The sequence below is a fragment of the Sphingobacterium sp. UBA5996 genome (genome assembly GCF_002429765.1).
GTDB lineage: Bacteria > Bacteroidota > Bacteroidia > Sphingobacteriales > Sphingobacteriaceae > Sphingobacterium.
In genome coordinates this window covers 447,091-462,773 of record NZ_DJAS01000003.1, presented here as the reverse complement: position 1 = coordinate 462,773, position 15,683 = coordinate 447,091, and the positions used below count along the sequence as shown (strand labels likewise).

Sequence of the window (15,683 nt, the reverse complement as noted above, 5' to 3'; positions counted from 1 at the left end):
TTAGGGTTTAGTTAGGGTTAGTTTAGGTTTAGTATAGGTAAAAGCTATACTAAACCTAACTTAAGGCTAAACTATAGGTAAACAAAAACTACACTAAGGGATAAGAAAGTAGTAAATGTGTTATCTCCGTATTAGCTCCGCAGTGAATCCGATTCAGGCATGCAATGGGGAAGCGCCCCAGATAGCCACCGCCAGCTTGCAGGGTGAGGCTACCCCCTAGCCTATCAGCGATAGAAAAAATAAGAGAAATAGAAAAGAGATTAAAAGCAGCTAGAACTGCTGCATTAGGAAACAGAGAAATAAATTAGTGCTTTTCATCCGTTTTAAAAACCCAAAAACGTTGAAGTGTATAGTTGAAACCCAAAGAAACGAGCAACTCTACAACAAGTTTTGAGAAAAGGAAATTCATATGATATACATTCACTAAAAAATGAATCCCTGTAGACTTCAGTGCAATGCTACCACAAACAACAATTACAAATTTCCATAGCTGGCTTCCCACAGACTTTTGTGTACTTCCAAACGACCAGTAACGATTGATCAAAAAATTAACAATAGCTCCAAGGCTACCGCTAATAGCATTAGAAAAAGGAGCGCTGATATGAAGTAACTTATAACAAGCTGAGTATACCCCAAAATCAAACAATCCGCCTAAAAAGGCGGAAAGCTGTGCTTTTAAAAAAGTAACAAACTTGGAAGACATCGTTAAATATCCCCCTCCTGCTGTTTCTTCAATTTATCCTCTTTATCTTTTTCATCCCCTAATTTGAGAAGTAGGCGCGTATCATTCGCATTAATTACAAATAGTGCAATACAAATTACAAGTACGCACCAATCGATGGATCCAGGCATTAACACCTCCAAGAGCATGACTAATGAAATAATCACTCGAATTTCAGTGGGACCCAAAATTCCAGCGTCTATTGTATATTTATCCGTAATTCTATACCTAAGTTGAGAAATAATCATTGCCCAACCATACAAAGCCACCAACGTAAATCCCAGATATTTGTAATCTCCTACAGTGTAAAGCACATATCCCAATCCAATGAAAACCGTACTGATCCAATCCATTACAATATCCAACGCAAAACCGTACCAGCGACGGGATTTATTCCGATAAAATGCGATCCGTCCATCCAATGAATCACCAAACCACTGCACAAAAAAACCGGGAATTCCTAGAAGTAGATAACGGATATCAACGTATTCGGCCAGTATAAAACTCCCCAATATCATTAAAGAACCTAAAAATCCGATTGCTGTAAGTCCATCAGAAGTAATCCAATTTGGGATCCGGGGAACGAGATACGAAATAAGCTTTTGTTCGGGTTCACTTAAGATATTTGTTCGCTTTCTATCCTGAAAAAGCTTTTTATTTATTTTTAACTCACTCATTATCTGCTATTATAGCCATTTATTTTCTTTATACCAAGCCAATGCCTCCATTAAGCCTTTCTTCAAATCATATTTAGGTTGGTATTTTATGTGACGCTGGGCAGCAGCGATATCACAGCCCCAGTTTTCTGCCGTAAGTTCATTTAGCCTTTCCGGATATAATAAAGGTATTGCTTTAGATTTCCTATACAGAAGCTCAAAAATAACGGCTATAGTTTTCACAAGCCCCAAAGGGATATGCATACGGAACATTCTCTTTTGGCTAAACTCTTTAAAAATTTTCGCCATCTCATAACGGCTATATACCTGTCCGTCACTGAGGTTATACACCTGTTTCCCACCCTGGTCAAAACGACAGGCATCAATAATGGCCTGTACCAAGTCCGCGACATAAATAAAGCTAAGCTTCTGTGGCGAGCGGCCAACATATGCATCCATACCTCCATTCATGGTTTTAAAAAGAATAAAAATATCCTTTTCACGCGGGCCATATACTGCAGTAGGCCGCAAAATTGTTATTGGATGATCTTTAAAGTCATTCAATACGAGTTCCGCTTTCTGCTTACTACGTCCATATGCTGTAACTGGATGATAGGGATTACTTTCATCGATTAGAATTGCATCATAGCGAACGGGACCAATAGCGGCCAAACTACTAACAAAAACAAATCTTTTGATGGGATTTTTTAATGAAAAACAAGCCGATGCCAAATTTTTTGTATACCCAACATTGACCTTTTCAAGATCTTCTTCACGTTTGGCGCGGGTCATTGCAGCAGCATGAACTACATAGGTATAGCTTTCTGCTTCCAACAATTCTCTGATAGATCCTTCATCAGAGAAATCCGGGTAAACAAATTTATCTACAACGGAGCGAATTTCTGAAACATCACTTGACTTTCTCACCGCAGCATGAACTTCCATCCCTGCCGCCTTCGCTGCTCTTGTCAAATGATAGCCTACAAAACCACTCGCTCCGGTGATTAATATTTTTTCTATCATAATGATTTTTTATACAAACGATAACGTTTGTACAATTCTCCATTCATTTGCTCAATTGCGTGGTTCATCATATAATTGTGCTCCAACATCCATGAACATTCGGCCCCTTTAATATTGGAATCTTTTGATTCTTTTATAATTCGACCATACAAACATGCCTCAATACCTAGTTTACGGTAGTCTTCCAACACCCCTAACATGAGTACGCGAAGCAAATTTATTTTTTTCTTTCCAAATAACAATTTGAAAATTCCCGTAGGAAGTAAACGTCCGCGCTTCACCTTGATCAGGATCTGGTTAATATCCGGTATGCCCAGACCAAAACCAACAAGCTCACCATCTTTCTCAGCTACGATAGCAAATCGTGGATCGAGGATCATTTTTAGATCCTTGGCTGTATAATTAAACTCGTCTTCGGTCATGGGAACAAATCCCGAATTTTTATCCCATGCTCTATTGTAAATATCCCGAACTCTCGCCGCCTCATTTTTAAAATCTTTCACATTGAACTGACGCAAGGTGATACCAGATCTTTTCAGACGCTCCTCCAACCTATCCAAAAGCAATACAGAACGTTTATCAGCAGATTTCTCCATCACCAAATATGCGCGTAAGTCCACTTTATGACCATAGCCTGAATTGGTAATTAAATCGATGTAATAGGGAGAATTATAGGGCATCATAGCTACCGGTGGCATATCAAAGCCTTCAACCAATAAACCTACCGTGTCATTGGTCGACAAATTAATCGGCCCCACAATCGTATCACCACCTTTTGCTTTAACCCATTTCTCTGCTGTTTCAAACAATGCGTTTGCGACCTCCTGATCATTTATACAATCGAAAAACCCCCATTGCCCCTCATTTACATGATTAAAGGCGTTATGGTTGTTATTCCAGATTGCACAAATGCGGCCAACAATTTTATCGTTACGATAAGCTAGAAAAGGTTGTGCTTGAGAATGTTTATAAAAAGGATGCTTGTCAGGGGAAAGCAAATCGTTTTGTTCAAGAAATAAGGCGGGCACATAATTAGGATTTCCCTCATAGAGACTATGAGGGAAATCTATAAACAGCCGTCTTTGTTTCTTCGTTTCAACGGGTATAATCTGAATCATATACGATTAGATTTTATATTAATGTTTCAACTTCAGCTTGTTTGAATACTTTAACCATCTTTTCAATAGCCTCGTCGATTTGGTCATAAGTATGCGTCGCCATCAATGAAAAACGGATCAAAGACTCTTCAGCAGGAACTGCCGGAGAAACAACTGGATTGACAAACACGCCATCATCTTGAAGCATTTTTGTTACCCAGAACGTTTTTTCATTGCTACGAATAAAGATTGGTAAAATTGGACTTTCCGTCGCACCTAGATCAAATCCATGATCCAGTAACTGTGCTTTGGCATAATCTGTATTTTTCCATAATTTTTCAATGTGCTCAGGCTCATTCTGAATAATTTCCAATGCTTTCAATGTTGAAGCTACAGAAGCTGGAGTCATTGAAGCACTGAACATCACCGAGCGTGCATTATGTTTTAAGAAATCAATTACATCGGCATCACCAGCTACAAATCCACCTAAAGACGCTAAAGATTTACTAAAGGTACCCATGATCAAGTCTACATCGTCATTAAGCCCAAAATGCGAAGCTGTACCAGCGCCTTTGTGACCAATAACACCTAAACTATGTGCGTCATCAACCATTACTGCCGCATCAAACTCATTGGCAATAGCGGTAAGTTCAGGCAAATTAACAATATCACCCTCCATACTAAAGATACCATCCGTACAAATTAACTTCGCGCTATCCTCAGGTAGACGAGATAACTTTGCACGCAAGTCCTCCATATTGTTGTGACCGTATTTAATTACCTTAGAAAAAGATAAACGGCTACCATCAATAATGGATGCATGGTCGCGTTCATCTAATAAGATATAATCATTACGCCCCATTAGACATGACAAAGGGCCAAGATTTGATTGAAATCCTGTACTAAAAAGAATAGCAGCTTCTTTACCCACATAAGCAGATAATTTTTCTTCCAGTTCTACGTGAATATCCAACGTACCGTTTAGGAAACGAGATCCAGCACATCCAGTACCATACTTTTCCAAAGCGTCTTGCGCTGCTTTTATAATACGTGCATCAGTCGTTAACCCTAAATAAGAGTTAGAACCAAACATCAATACACGTCTACCATCGATTTTTACCTCGGTATCTTGTTTTGATTGAATAGGTCTAAAATAGGCATATAAGCCTTTAGCTTTCAACTCCTCAACAATCTTAAATTGCGATATTTTTTCGCCTAACTTTCCTTTACTCATGCGATAAAAAGGTATTTCTAAAACTATTTCTAACTTTTAGATGTTATTGTAACAAACAAAATTATCGAATTGGACTTTTATATAAAAAACTCGGTCTCCGATGAAAAATCTGCTATATCCACAATGTAAGCTGAAATTCTACGTTGCATATATTCACAATAATTCCAAAAAAACGTTGCAAACATACGAAAACATAATCTGACTTTCACTTAAATTTAGTCATATTTTTAACACATCGTCCAAAACAGTTAATTTTATTTTAATACTCCGCTAACATCACTCCACATAATTCTACTTTAAAATAAGACAATTTTAATAATTATATTTGCGAACTTTAAATTATCCTATAATTAGTTACATTTAGGTTCATTGCAATAGCAATGGTGTAGACTTACTAATATACAACAATATATGGCTTTATCTTCAGATATCAATATAAAAAATAAAAAAGCTTCTTTTGAATATCACTTACTAGACAAGTACATAGCAGGAATTCGGCTATTGGGAACAGAAATAAAATCCATCCGCGAGGGCAAGGCAAATATTAACGATAGTTTCTGCAGTTTTTTTGAAGACGGACTCTATATTCGTAACATGCACATTGCCGAATACTCCATGGGTTCTTTCTATAATCATGAGGCAAAACGGGACCGTCAGCTGCTATTGACAAAAAGAGAATTAAAAAAATTGAAAGAGAAGGGGGAAGAACGTGGTTTTACCATTGTCCCTTTACGCATTTTTATCAGTCCGCGTGGTTTTGCTAAAGTCGAAATTGCGTTGGCACAAGGTAAAAAGGATTTTGACAAACGGGAAAACATTAAAGAAAGAGATGTCAAGCGTGAACTTGACCGTGTAATGAAATTTTAGGTTAACGCGCCAGGATATATGCACCTGGCGTAATGCCTACTCTGCTTTTAAAAAGCCGAACAAAGTAGTTAACATCATTAAACCCGGCACCATAGCAAGACTCCTTAACATTGCGGGTTTGCAAAAGCATCTTTTTCGCTACCTCAATACGCTGTTGGATCACATACTCCATAGGACTAAGTCCTAACTCACGGTTAAACATCCGCGTAAGGCTTGCCTTACTCATGTGAGCAGTCCGTTCGAGCAGTGCCATTGTGATTTTCTCCGTAATATGCTTCTGAATAAACTCTTGCAAATGTAGCAGAATCTTGTTGGGCGATTTACCAATTTTCAATGCAATCGATGACTGAGACTGCAATAACCGAATTGTAAGCTCTTTAAAAGCGAGATCGGCGAGCACATCTTTTAACGGATTTTCGCTGATAATGATCTGAAATAACTTGTTCACCAAGTCCGCGAGCTCCGTAGAATTATAGAGATGAAAAAGGTCGGGATCAATACGCCACTGATTGACCTGCTCTTTGGGATAAAATTCATTTAAATAGTCCAAAACTGCTGCTATCTTCTCTTTATGAATTGTCAAAGCAGTACACTGCGTAGGCTTTTCCAAAGTTGCTTCAGGAAAATCGATGTGCATGCCAACAAGGGCGGGCAATACCATCATCTGCCCCGGCAGATAATCAAAAGACTTTATATTATCCAAATGCATGATCTTCTTCCCTTGGATCATATTAATCATAACGAGATCATCGAAACACAAGGGTACATGTTGCGAAACACGATACGTTTCGTAGATATTAAGCTCCAGGCTATCTAACGTGAATGCACGTCGGTTTTCCACTAATGTACTCAACTCCCGAGCCTGAGAAAATGGCAATGTATGAATTAACGTCCTGTCTCCCATGATGTACCAATTAAGTAAAATGGCTTTATATCAAATATAACAAAAAAAATGGAACGTCGGTTTTCATCCATTTGAAACAATCGTGCTATGTTTTGGATCGATACTGCTACGGGATTGAATAATTGCTGGCTAACTTTGATAAGAAGGGAATAAAAATAATTAAAAATAAACCATATGAGCGCAATTAAAAGGCCATCGTTCAAAGAACGATATGACAACTACATTGGTGGTAAATTCGTCGCACCAGTACAAGGAAAATATTTTGATAACATCTCACCAGTAGACGGAAAGGTATTTACACAAGTTGCCCATTCCACAAAAGAAGATCTGGATCTAGCTGTTGATACTGCTGCTAAAGCCTTTGAAACTTGGGGAAAGACTTCAGCTACTGAACGGAGCATCATCCTAAATAAAATCGCCGACCGCATTGAAGCGAATCTAGAATATATCGCCGCCGTTGAAACCATAGACAACGGTAAGGCGGTACGCGAAACGCTAAATGCTGACATCCCATTAGCAATTGATCATTTTCGATATTTTGCGGGTGTAATCCGTGCTGAGGAAGGTTCCATAAGTGAACTGGACAGTAACACCGTATCCTTGATTGTACACGAGCCAATCGGGGTAGTTGCACAGATTATTCCATGGAATTTTCCGATTCTAATGGCGGTATGGAAACTAGCTCCAGCGCTTGCAGCAGGGAATACCGTTGTACTAAAACCCGCTGAAAGTACACCGGCATCTATTCTTATCCTGATGGAAATAATTGGTGATTTGATTCCCGCCGGAGTGGTTAATATCATCAATGGTTTCGGTGCGGAACTTGGTCGGTCCTTAGTCACCAATCCAAAAGTTTCCAAAGCAGCATTCACGGGATCCACAGCAACAGGCCGTTTGGTGATGCAGTATGCCACTGAAAATATCATTCCAGTAACACTCGAACTCGGCGGAAAATCGCCCAATATTTTCTTCAGTTCGGTGATGGATGCCGATGATGCATTTTTGGACAAAGCGATAGAGGGCGCGGTGCTATTTGCACTCAACCAAGGAGAGATTTGTACGTGTCCTTCACGTTTATTGGTACAGGAAGATATCTACGATAGATTTATAGCGAAAGTCGTTGATCGGGTCAATAAGATCAAAGTCGGAGACCCATTAGATCCATCAACCATGATGGGCGCTCAGGCATCAAAAATCCAAAAAGACAAGATCATGTCCTATATCAAACTAGGCAAAGAAGAAGGAGCAGAAGTCTTGACCGGTGGCGATGAAAACAATGTTGGCGAGGGCTTTGAAGACGGCTACTACATTAAGCCTACCCTATTCAAAGGCAATAATAAAATGCGGATTTTCCAGGAAGAAATCTTTGGACCAGTACTGGCGGTCACTACTTTCAAAGATGAGGAGGAAGCAATTGCCATCGCCAACGATACGATGTATGGACTAGGAGCTGGTGTATGGACCCGAGATGCGCATCAGCTTTATCAGGTTCCACGTGCTATTCAGGCGGGCCGTGTTTGGGTAAATCAGTATCATTCCTACCCTGCTGGAGCTCCATTCGGTGGATACAAACAGTCTGGTATCGGACGGGAAAATCATAAAATGATGCTCGCACACTATAGACAGGCTAAAAACATGCTGATTTCCTACAGCAAAGAAAAACTTGGTTTCTTCTAACAGAAGTTTAAGAGTAAGCTAACGCCGTACCAGGTGGTATCGTCAAACGCCATGCTGCCTGGTACGCTTTAAACACGCAATCGATCTTTCGCGCTAAATTTGATGGGGGCTAATTTTAAAAAAACATGATCCAATTTTATGATGATAAATAGACTAGACGTTACGGATAAAGCAAAAGATCTTATTCATGAACTTGAAGCAAAACATGGTAAATTAATGTTCTACCAAGCAGGAGGCTGCTGTGAGGGGACTCAACCGCAGTGCTTTGAAGAAGGAGGCTACTTCCCCCGTACAAATGACGCCATGATTGGACTAGCGGAAGGCTATGAATTCTGGGTTGATCGCGATCTCTTTGAATACTGGAAACATGCACATTTTACATTAGATGTACTGGATGGCTTTGGCCCGGGGGGCTTCTCGCTGGAAACGCCATTGGGTAAAACCTTCAAAGTTCACTACAGACTGTTTACATCAGAAGAGCTCAATAATTTAAGCCCCGTCAAGAGAAACGAATAGAAAAAAACGTAAATCCATAGAATCACAACCCTATCGGAGACGACGATCAAAATTCTTAGATCGATCTCTCCACAAAAAAAGGACCTTAATTACGGTCCTTTTTCCATGTTATAAATTTTCAGAATTTTCGTCTCGTACCCTAAAAAGAGACATCGAATTCTATTCAATATCCAAACCTTCAAGCACAGGAATCGGCTGCTTGCTTTCATCCAGAGCAACAAATGTAAAAACACCTTCTATTGCCAGCTCTCTGCCCTCCTTGTACATATGTTCCAAAAATATCTCGACCTTCACCTTTAAGCTGGTCCGGCCTACATGTTGAACTCTTGCGATAGCTTCTATAATACTTCCAGAGGGAATAGCTTTATTAAAGTCTATACGATCTGTTGATACAGTGACCAACGTTTTGCGACAAAATCGTGTTGCAGCCATAAACGACACTTCATCCATAATGGACATGGCCTTGCCGCCGAATAAAGTATCGTGATGATTTGTCAAAAACGGAAAAACAGTTGTACAAACATGTGTTTCAGACAAATCAATACGTTCTTGTAAAGTCATTTATTGTTTTATTTAGTGGATTTAAGAGGGGACAAATGTAAATTAATCTCATTTCAGTTGAGTCATTTCTATTCCATATTTTCATTGATATCCACACCGATACCCTTCAATAAGAGCGACGCATTGAATATCTTGCACTCGCCAATCTTCAGCTTATAATCAAACAGCATCTGACCTTCATCAACACGAATATCAAAATGATAATTTTTGATATCTCGAGGAAATTCCTCCTGTAAACTAGACAGCTGTAAGTCGTGTGTTGCCACCATACCTTTACCATTTAACCGCACCAATTTCTTTATGATCGCCCGCGAACCGAGGTATTTATCCACCGAATTTGTACCCCTTAACATCTCATCAATCAGAAAAAAGCTATCGCTGTGTAGAGACACCGTATCTAATATGAATTTCATCCGATTCAGTTCCGCCTTAAAGGTCGACGTACTTTCATTCAGATTATCTTTGATCCGCATATAGGATATCAGTTTGTAAATCGGCAGCTGAAAAGATGTTGCTGCAACAGCCGCCCCAGCATAGGCCAAAATGGCATTTATGCCCACAGTACGCAGAAAGGTACTTTTACCAGCCATGTTGGATCCAGTTACCAAAGCAATACGATGATCCATACTGTTATAATCATTGGCAACTACCTGATCGATCGGGATCAAGGGATGATATAATCCTTGCGCATTAATCTTATCTTGCAATGGGTTATCCAAAATTATCGGATCAATATAGGTCGGATGATTTCGCTTCCAAATAGCCAGACTCGTTACCGCCTCTACCTTTGCCAAAGTATCGAATGAATTTAAAATTTCATGCTCATATTTATTCTTCCAGTCAACAATTGCCAATACCTGCCTAAAATCCCAAAGAAGAAATAAATTTAAAAAAATACCAACAAAGACATTATTGCGGGCATCCAGATTGTTAATTAGACCTGCAAGCTTTTTAAATGCAAGGGAAATGGAATCAGCACCTTGATGCTGTTTAAGTTCCCCGGCGATCCCCAGCATGGAAGAGGACTTCCACTCCTTGCTTTCAATCGATTGAATCGCTTCGGCATAAGAGCCTAGGACAGCACCAATCTTGTCTATTCGAGAGGAAAACAGCCCCACACTTCCCGCTTTGGCTAATGCCCAAAGGATATGGAACAAGCCCAATAATGTTGCAATTCCAGCCAACTTTGGAACAAAAAAACTTCCGGCTAAAGCAAGTAAAAAGAGAATGGGACCTGCTTTGATATAGAAACGCATAAAACCGTTGCCGAATTGAAAATTACGATTCTGAAAGTAATTTGTCAGGAAAGCCTTGATGTCCAGCTTATGGTTCAGGTTCGCCAACAGTTTAGCCTGAAAATCCCAAATCCATTCCGATTCGTTTTCCAGTTCCTGAGTCGCTTCCTGATTATGCAGAATCTGATATTTTTGAAGCGGTTTATCAAGCCATGAAGCCAAAAGATCGATTCCCTGCTTTGTAGTTGCACGATTTATCTGGGCAAATAAAGCATAGGTTCCAAAGACATCCATATCAGCGCTATACGGATGAGCCCCATCCTCAAAATGCTGGCCATGATCATACATATTTAATTTTCCTTCTGCCATCGCCTGCTCATTTGCCAAAACCTTAAGATAAGCTTCAAAATAATTTTTCTGAAGCTCCAGCTTGCTCTGCTTCCGCACGAGATAAGCGAACAAAAATAACAATGAAAAAAAACAGAAAAAGACCAAAGGCAGACTTTCGAGCTGAAAGGTATAAAATAATAACGCTCCCCCTCCCAGGATTACAAATAGACGCGACAAACTCAATGTGTTGACTTGCTTATTTAACTTGAGCACGGTTGAAGCTATTTCTTGATGCTTCTGATCATATAATATTGATGTTGGAGTCATAACGTGAATATTTAGTCTTTCACTTCATTTTAATTTAATTGAGGATCTTATCAGTTTTTTTATAAAAGGAGGGGCCATAGGCGCTTGAGACCTTGGAGATGCACATCGAAGCCGCTTAAATGGCTTTACCAAGCTTGGTCTCCCACCAAAGGAACAAAACGAAAAGTATCCAGTTCGATACGGTCAAAATCATTTTCACCTACCCGGATAATGGTGACCATTTTTTGCGACTTTTCATCTCCGACAGGGATCACAAAAATTCCGCCCATTTTCAATTGCTTTAACATCACCTCTGGCACAAATGGTGCGCCCGCAGTCACGATAATCTTGTCATAAGGAGCGTGCTTTTCCATTCCCTTAGAGCCATCACCCAAAAAGAAATTAGGTTTATAGCCCATGTAGGGCAGCACCTGAATGGTGCGATGATACAGATTTTCTTGGCGCTCGATGGTATACACTTCAGCACCAAGTTCCATTAGAATGCAGGTTTGGTATCCAGATCCGGTCCCGATTTCCAAGACTTTATCCCCTTTTTTCACGTGGAGTAATTCGGACTGATAAGCCACCGTATAAGGCTGTGAAATTGTCTGCCCATCACCAATTGGAAATGCAATATCCCGATAAGCCTGATTCCAGAAAGTTTCATCAAAGAAAAAATGACGTGGTACTTTTCCAATGGCATCTAAAACTTTTTGGTCTGCAATACCTCGGCTTTTTAGATGTTCCACCAATTTCTTACGGGCACCTTTCTCCCGATAATTATCAATAAACTTGTAGGCCATGATGATTCAAATTTACCTTTTAAAAGGCATATTCAGCAGAACTAATCACAATTGACTCAATACCAATACAGTACACATTTATAATTCAATTTACTTTATTTTGCAAATCACCAGACCTTATAACCAGTGTACGTTGACCGTTCGAATTGGACATCAAACAAAACGATAGGCGCATGTGGTTTAACTTAGCCCATAACGCAAGTCTTTAATCCTATAGGGGTAATAGCTGGCGCTAATAGGGATCCACATCGACCTGAACGCGCACGCCTGTATTGCTTTTATCTATTTCAAAATCCAGAAGAACCGAACGGATCAGTTCCTTAACCTTTGCAATACTGATATTTGTACGTTCTATCTTCAAGGTGATAGTCTGAATAAAATTATTGCGCACGCGGGAAACCAAAGGCGGCTCTGGCCCCAACACCCTTGCCCCCAGCTGTTGGCGCAATGCTACGGCAAAACGATTGGCCGAATCATAGCATTTCTGAAAATCAGCATGCTTAATATCAATTCGGATGAGGCGGTAAAAAGGGGGATAAAGGTAATTTTTTCGTTCTGTAATTTCAGTCATAAACATATCCTCATAATCGTTGTTGACTACCTGTTCAAGCACTCTGTGCTTGGTTGTATAACTTTGGATAATCACCCTTCCGCCAGCTTCACGACGACCAGCCCGGCCTGCAACTTGTGAAAACAGTGAAAAAGCACGTTCATAGGAACGAAAATCAGGAAAGTTGATAATGGTATCCGCGTTAATAACACCAATCAGACTTACCCTTCCAAAATCGAGCCCTTTAGCTACCATTTGCGTTCCAATAAGCACGTCGAATTCATGCTCATCAAATGCTGTGATAATTTTATCAAATCCATATTTGCCTTTTGTAGAATCCAAATCCAACCGGCCGATGCGAATTTCCGGCATCAGAAGCTCCAGCTCCTCCTCTACCCGTTCTGTACCGAATCCTTTACTTTCGATATGCGGCATCCCGCAGGCTGGACAAACCCGCAACGGAGGTTCGACATGACCGCAATAATGACAGTGCATCATATTGGAGCTCTTATGATAGGTCAAGCTCACATCGCAGTTGACACATTTTGCGACAAATCCACAGGTATTACATTGGATCATGGTCGTATGTCCACGTCTATTTTGAAATAAAATAACCTGCTCCTTATTTTTTACAGCTTCTTCAATGGCCTTTAGCAAGGTACCTGAAAAATAGGAAAACATATTTTCCTTTCTTCCCTCTTCGGCAATATTCACCAGCTCAATACTTGGCAACTGCGCATTCCCGTATCGTTCTAGCAGTTGTACAAAACCGTACTTCTTGGCTTTGGCATTATAATAACTTTCCAAAGAAGGTGTGGCTGATCCTAAAAGTACCTTAGTCTGATGGAGAAAGCCGAGATAAATGGCGGTATCCCGAGCATGGTAGCGGGGAGCCGGATCGAATTGCTTATAGGAATTTTCGTGTTCCTCATCAACAATGATAATGCCCAGGTCCTGAAAGGGCAAAAAGACGGATGAACGCGCGCCAATCACCACCTTGAACTCATTTTTCATTACTTTATGCCATACCTCGGCACGTTCATTATCATTAAATTTGGAGTGATAAACGCCAAGCTTATCTCCAAAATGCAACTTTAAGCGAGCGGTAATCTGCGCTGTAAGCGCAATTTCGGGCAATAGATACAAGGCTGATTTTCCGGCAGCTATCGCCTGTTCTATCAGCCGGATATAAAGCTGTGTTTTCCCTGAGGCGGTGACACCATGCAATAAAGTAACTTCCTTATCCTCAAAGGACTTCTTGATTTCATCATAGGCGCGTTGCTGATTTTCATTAAATTGGAAATTAGCATCCAATTCGATATCTTCTCCCTGAAACCGAGAGACAACCTTCTCTTTGATTTCAAAAACACCTTTGTCAATCAAAGCTGTAATAGCGCCGTTACCGCAGCCCGAGGCCTCGGTTAACATCGGCCGTGTAATCTCCTCCGTTTTTTTAACAAGTTGCATAAACGCCAATACGGCATCTTGCTGCTTTGGCGCTCGGTTTAAACTATCCAACAGCTCTCTTTTAGCATCTTCATTTTTAAAATCAGGAGCAAAACGTAAAAATGCTTTGGTCTTAGGTTTATAGCGCTCGGTAATCTCTTCAGAAATCAATACTATTCCCTTGTCAAATAATTGCTTTAAAATAGGGAAAACAGTTTTTTGCCCCAGCAACTTCACAATATCATTCACCTTAAGTTCGCCAGCCACCTCCAGTGCTTCAATGATAAGATACTCTTTATCGGAGAGTGTAGAACGATCAAACTCATCAGCAATCGAAGGAACCACTTTGGTCTCACTGGCCAGCTTCAATGCTGCGGGGAGCGCCGCCTGCATCACCTCACCCAAGCTACACATATAATAATCGGCAAGCCAATCCCAAAGTTTAAACTGCGCCAAATTGACGATCGGATTTTCATCGATAATGTCCAAAATATATTTTGCTTCATAGTGCTTTGGTGCTTCCCGGCTAATTGACTTAACAAGCGCTGAGTAGATCTTATTCCTTCCAAATTGCACAATGACCCGTACTCCTAGCTGCACACGATCGTTCCAGTCGGCCGGAATACGATAGGTATATGTTCTTGCTAACGCTAGTGGTAAGACCACATCAACAAACAGCGTATCTCTTTCACTAAAAATCGTAGATTGTGGATTGGACATAAATTCAAATTATGGTATAAAAGTACAAAAAAACCTTCACGAAAAGAGATCAAACGACTCTAGCGATTATCAAAACCTACATCTCTTGACACTGTTGTATAAGCGAAATCACAACCAAAAAACAATACATTCACCGTGTAACTATAACCTAAAAGAGCCTTCCCGAAATCTATCAGGGAAGGCTCCTATATTTTAGATACACGTATCGATCTGTATCGAGTGATGCAATTAGCAAATGAAATTACGACTTGTTCTTCAGTGCCGCAATAAATAACGCTACCCAACCGATGATAAACGAAAGACCGCCTAAAGGTGTAATTGGGCCCAAAATCGATGGATTACCAAAACCTGTTATTTCTCGTACGCTTAAAATATACAAGGATCCCGAAAAAAATAGAATACCAATGAGAAATGCAATAAAGGATACTTTAATCGAATACGTCTTGGCTCGGGAAAAAGTAGATAAAAATAACAAAGCAAAGGTATGATAGAAATGATACTGATTGGCCGTTTTCCAAGTTTCAATATGATATGTACTTACCTTTCCTTCTAGACCATGAGCACCAAAGGCACCTAATATTACAGCTAATGCTCCCAACAAAGAAGCGGCTAAAATGATTTTCTTATTCATTATGTTGATTGAATGCTGAAAATGAGTTTCTAGCGATAAATGTATTAAAAACCGATCAAAATAAGGAATTTTTTGTTAAATTTATGTGATAAAGAGGTATTATTGGAACGATTATCTGTCTCTTCCCATATATTTTTATTAGGTTTGTTTCTACGTATGGGTCTTCATGAGCATCATGCTGCTCACCGAGTTATTGAAAGACGTACAATGATTTTATCTCCATGAGAAACATTGGCTTCATGAATACTTCATCGCCATCAAAAATTCGAATTTAATGTACTCTCTTGTTTGAGAAAATAGAGTACTTCAAACATATTTGTTCTGATGAAATTTGCATTAATCGTATCAACGGGCAAGTTAGTAACGATATAAGTCAAATTTATCAGCCATTGAAAAAAATAAAAAG

At 39.8% G+C, this 15,683-nt stretch carries 14 protein-coding genes; 3 read left to right on the top strand and 11 right to left on the bottom strand.

All coding sequences use genetic code 11. The annotated features are described in order from the left end of the window. Nucleotides 1–304: 304 nt before the first annotated feature. The 5 genes from B3E00_RS03000 to spt are packed head-to-tail and all read right to left on the bottom strand — an operon-like array spanning nucleotide 305 to nucleotide 4,731. Nucleotides 305–703, bottom strand: a complete 399-nt coding sequence (locus tag B3E00_RS03000; RefSeq protein ID WP_209580620.1) for a GtrA family protein — start codon at nucleotides 701–703, stop codon at nucleotides 305–307. 2 nt (nucleotides 704–705) lie between these two features. Beyond that, a complete protein-coding gene (locus B3E00_RS02995) occupies nucleotides 706–1,398 on the bottom strand; it encodes a CDP-alcohol phosphatidyltransferase family protein (protein WP_209580619.1) in 693 nt (230 codons plus the stop codon). A gap of 9 nt (nucleotides 1,399–1,407) precedes the next feature. Continuing rightward, the gene (locus tag B3E00_RS02990) at nucleotides 1,408–2,400 is read right to left on the bottom strand and encodes an NAD-dependent epimerase/dehydratase family protein (protein ID WP_293883861.1); all 993 of its coding nucleotides are present in this window, start codon (nucleotides 2,398–2,400) and stop codon (nucleotides 1,408–1,410) included. After that, nucleotides 2,397–3,518: a hypothetical protein gene (locus tag B3E00_RS02985; RefSeq protein WP_293883859.1), complete on the bottom strand. Its 1,122-nt coding sequence runs from the start codon at nucleotides 3,516–3,518 to the stop codon at nucleotides 2,397–2,399. The genes B3E00_RS02990 and B3E00_RS02985 overlap by 4 nt, the downstream gene beginning before the upstream one ends. A 13-nt stretch (nucleotides 3,519–3,531) precedes the next feature. Next, entirely contained in the window at nucleotides 3,532–4,731 is a 1,200-nt protein-coding gene (spt, locus tag B3E00_RS02980; RefSeq protein ID WP_293883857.1) for a serine palmitoyltransferase, read from the bottom strand. 411 nt (nucleotides 4,732–5,142) lie between these two features. On the opposite strand from spt, the gene smpB reads away from it, so the two are divergent. Next, nucleotides 5,143–5,598, top strand: coding sequence for an SsrA-binding protein SmpB (smpB, locus tag B3E00_RS02975; RefSeq protein ID WP_209580610.1), 456 nt, complete (start codon nucleotides 5,143–5,145; stop codon nucleotides 5,596–5,598). Between the two features lies 1 nt (nucleotide 5,599). Here smpB and B3E00_RS02970 read toward each other — a convergent pair whose 3' ends face one another. Beyond that, on the bottom strand, nucleotides 5,600–6,502 hold the full coding sequence (locus B3E00_RS02970; RefSeq protein WP_293883852.1) for an AraC family transcriptional regulator: 903 nt from the start codon (nucleotides 6,500–6,502) through the stop codon (nucleotides 5,600–5,602). 174 nt (nucleotides 6,503–6,676) lie between these two features. On the opposite strand from B3E00_RS02970, the gene B3E00_RS02965 reads away from it, so the two are divergent. Beyond that, nucleotides 6,677–8,179: an aldehyde dehydrogenase family protein gene (locus B3E00_RS02965; RefSeq protein ID WP_293883850.1), complete on the top strand. Its 1,503-nt coding sequence runs from the start codon at nucleotides 6,677–6,679 to the stop codon at nucleotides 8,177–8,179. 138 nt (nucleotides 8,180–8,317) lie between these two features. Further along, the gene (locus B3E00_RS02960) at nucleotides 8,318–8,695 is read left to right on the top strand and encodes a DUF779 domain-containing protein (protein ID WP_293883848.1); all 378 of its coding nucleotides are present in this window, start codon (nucleotides 8,318–8,320) and stop codon (nucleotides 8,693–8,695) included. A gap of 159 nt (nucleotides 8,696–8,854) precedes the next feature. Here B3E00_RS02960 and B3E00_RS02955 read toward each other — a convergent pair whose 3' ends face one another. The 5 genes from B3E00_RS02955 to B3E00_RS02935 form a co-directional block, all read right to left on the bottom strand. Beyond that, on the bottom strand, nucleotides 8,855–9,256 hold the full coding sequence (locus tag B3E00_RS02955) for an acyl-CoA thioesterase (RefSeq protein WP_209580604.1): 402 nt from the start codon (nucleotides 9,254–9,256) through the stop codon (nucleotides 8,855–8,857). Nucleotides 9,257–9,324: 68 nt separating this feature from the next. After that, nucleotides 9,325–11,148 carry a MutS-related protein gene (locus B3E00_RS02950; RefSeq protein ID WP_293883846.1) on the bottom strand — a complete coding sequence of 608 codons (1,824 nt, stop codon included), beginning with the start codon at nucleotides 11,146–11,148 and terminating at the stop codon, nucleotides 9,325–9,327. Between the two features lie 125 nt (nucleotides 11,149–11,273). Next, nucleotides 11,274–11,930 carry a protein-L-isoaspartate(D-aspartate) O-methyltransferase gene (locus B3E00_RS02945; RefSeq protein ID WP_293936790.1) on the bottom strand — a complete coding sequence of 219 codons (657 nt, stop codon included), beginning with the start codon at nucleotides 11,928–11,930 and terminating at the stop codon, nucleotides 11,274–11,276. Between the two features lie 232 nt (nucleotides 11,931–12,162). After that, nucleotides 12,163–14,646: a replication restart helicase PriA gene (priA, locus tag B3E00_RS02940; protein ID WP_293889623.1), complete on the bottom strand. Its 2,484-nt coding sequence runs from the start codon at nucleotides 14,644–14,646 to the stop codon at nucleotides 12,163–12,165. Between the two features lie 241 nt (nucleotides 14,647–14,887). After that, on the bottom strand, nucleotides 14,888–15,277 hold the full coding sequence (locus B3E00_RS02935; RefSeq protein WP_293883841.1) for a DUF423 domain-containing protein: 390 nt from the start codon (nucleotides 15,275–15,277) through the stop codon (nucleotides 14,888–14,890). Nucleotides 15,278–15,683 lie beyond the last annotated feature (406 nt).

Excerpts from the sequence above, each read along its gene's own strand:
- B3E00_RS03000 (WP_209580620.1), bottom strand. The coding sequence starts at position 703 with ATGTCTTCCAAGTTTGTTACTTTTTTAAAAGCACAGCTTTCCGCCTTT.
- B3E00_RS02995 (WP_209580619.1), bottom strand. The coding sequence starts at position 1,398 with ATGAGTGAGTTAAAAATAAATAAAAAGCTTTTTCAGGATAGAAAGCGA.
- B3E00_RS02990 (WP_293883861.1), bottom strand. The coding sequence starts at position 2,400 with ATGATAGAAAAAATATTAATCACCGGAGCGAGTGGTTTTGTAGGCTAT.
- B3E00_RS02985 (WP_293883859.1), bottom strand. The coding sequence starts at position 3,518 with ATGATTCAGATTATACCCGTTGAAACGAAGAAACAAAGACGGCTGTTT.
- spt (WP_293883857.1), bottom strand. The coding sequence starts at position 4,731 with ATGAGTAAAGGAAAGTTAGGCGAAAAAATATCGCAATTTAAGATTGTT.
- smpB (WP_209580610.1), top strand. The coding sequence starts at position 5,143 with ATGGCTTTATCTTCAGATATCAATATAAAAAATAAAAAAGCTTCTTTT.
- B3E00_RS02970 (WP_293883852.1), bottom strand. The coding sequence starts at position 6,502 with ATGGGAGACAGGACGTTAATTCATACATTGCCATTTTCTCAGGCTCGG.
- B3E00_RS02965 (WP_293883850.1), top strand. The coding sequence starts at position 6,677 with ATGAGCGCAATTAAAAGGCCATCGTTCAAAGAACGATATGACAACTAC.
- B3E00_RS02960 (WP_293883848.1), top strand. The coding sequence starts at position 8,318 with ATGATGATAAATAGACTAGACGTTACGGATAAAGCAAAAGATCTTATT.
- B3E00_RS02955 (WP_209580604.1), bottom strand. The coding sequence starts at position 9,256 with ATGACTTTACAAGAACGTATTGATTTGTCTGAAACACATGTTTGTACA.
- B3E00_RS02950 (WP_293883846.1), bottom strand. The coding sequence starts at position 11,148 with ATGACTCCAACATCAATATTATATGATCAGAAGCATCAAGAAATAGCT.
- B3E00_RS02945 (WP_293936790.1), bottom strand. The coding sequence starts at position 11,930 with ATGGCCTACAAGTTTATTGATAATTATCGGGAGAAAGGTGCCCGTAAG.
- priA (WP_293889623.1), bottom strand. The coding sequence starts at position 14,646 with ATGTCCAATCCACAATCTACGATTTTTAGTGAAAGAGATACGCTGTTT.
- B3E00_RS02935 (WP_293883841.1), bottom strand. The coding sequence starts at position 15,277 with ATGAATAAGAAAATCATTTTAGCCGCTTCTTTGTTGGGAGCATTAGCT.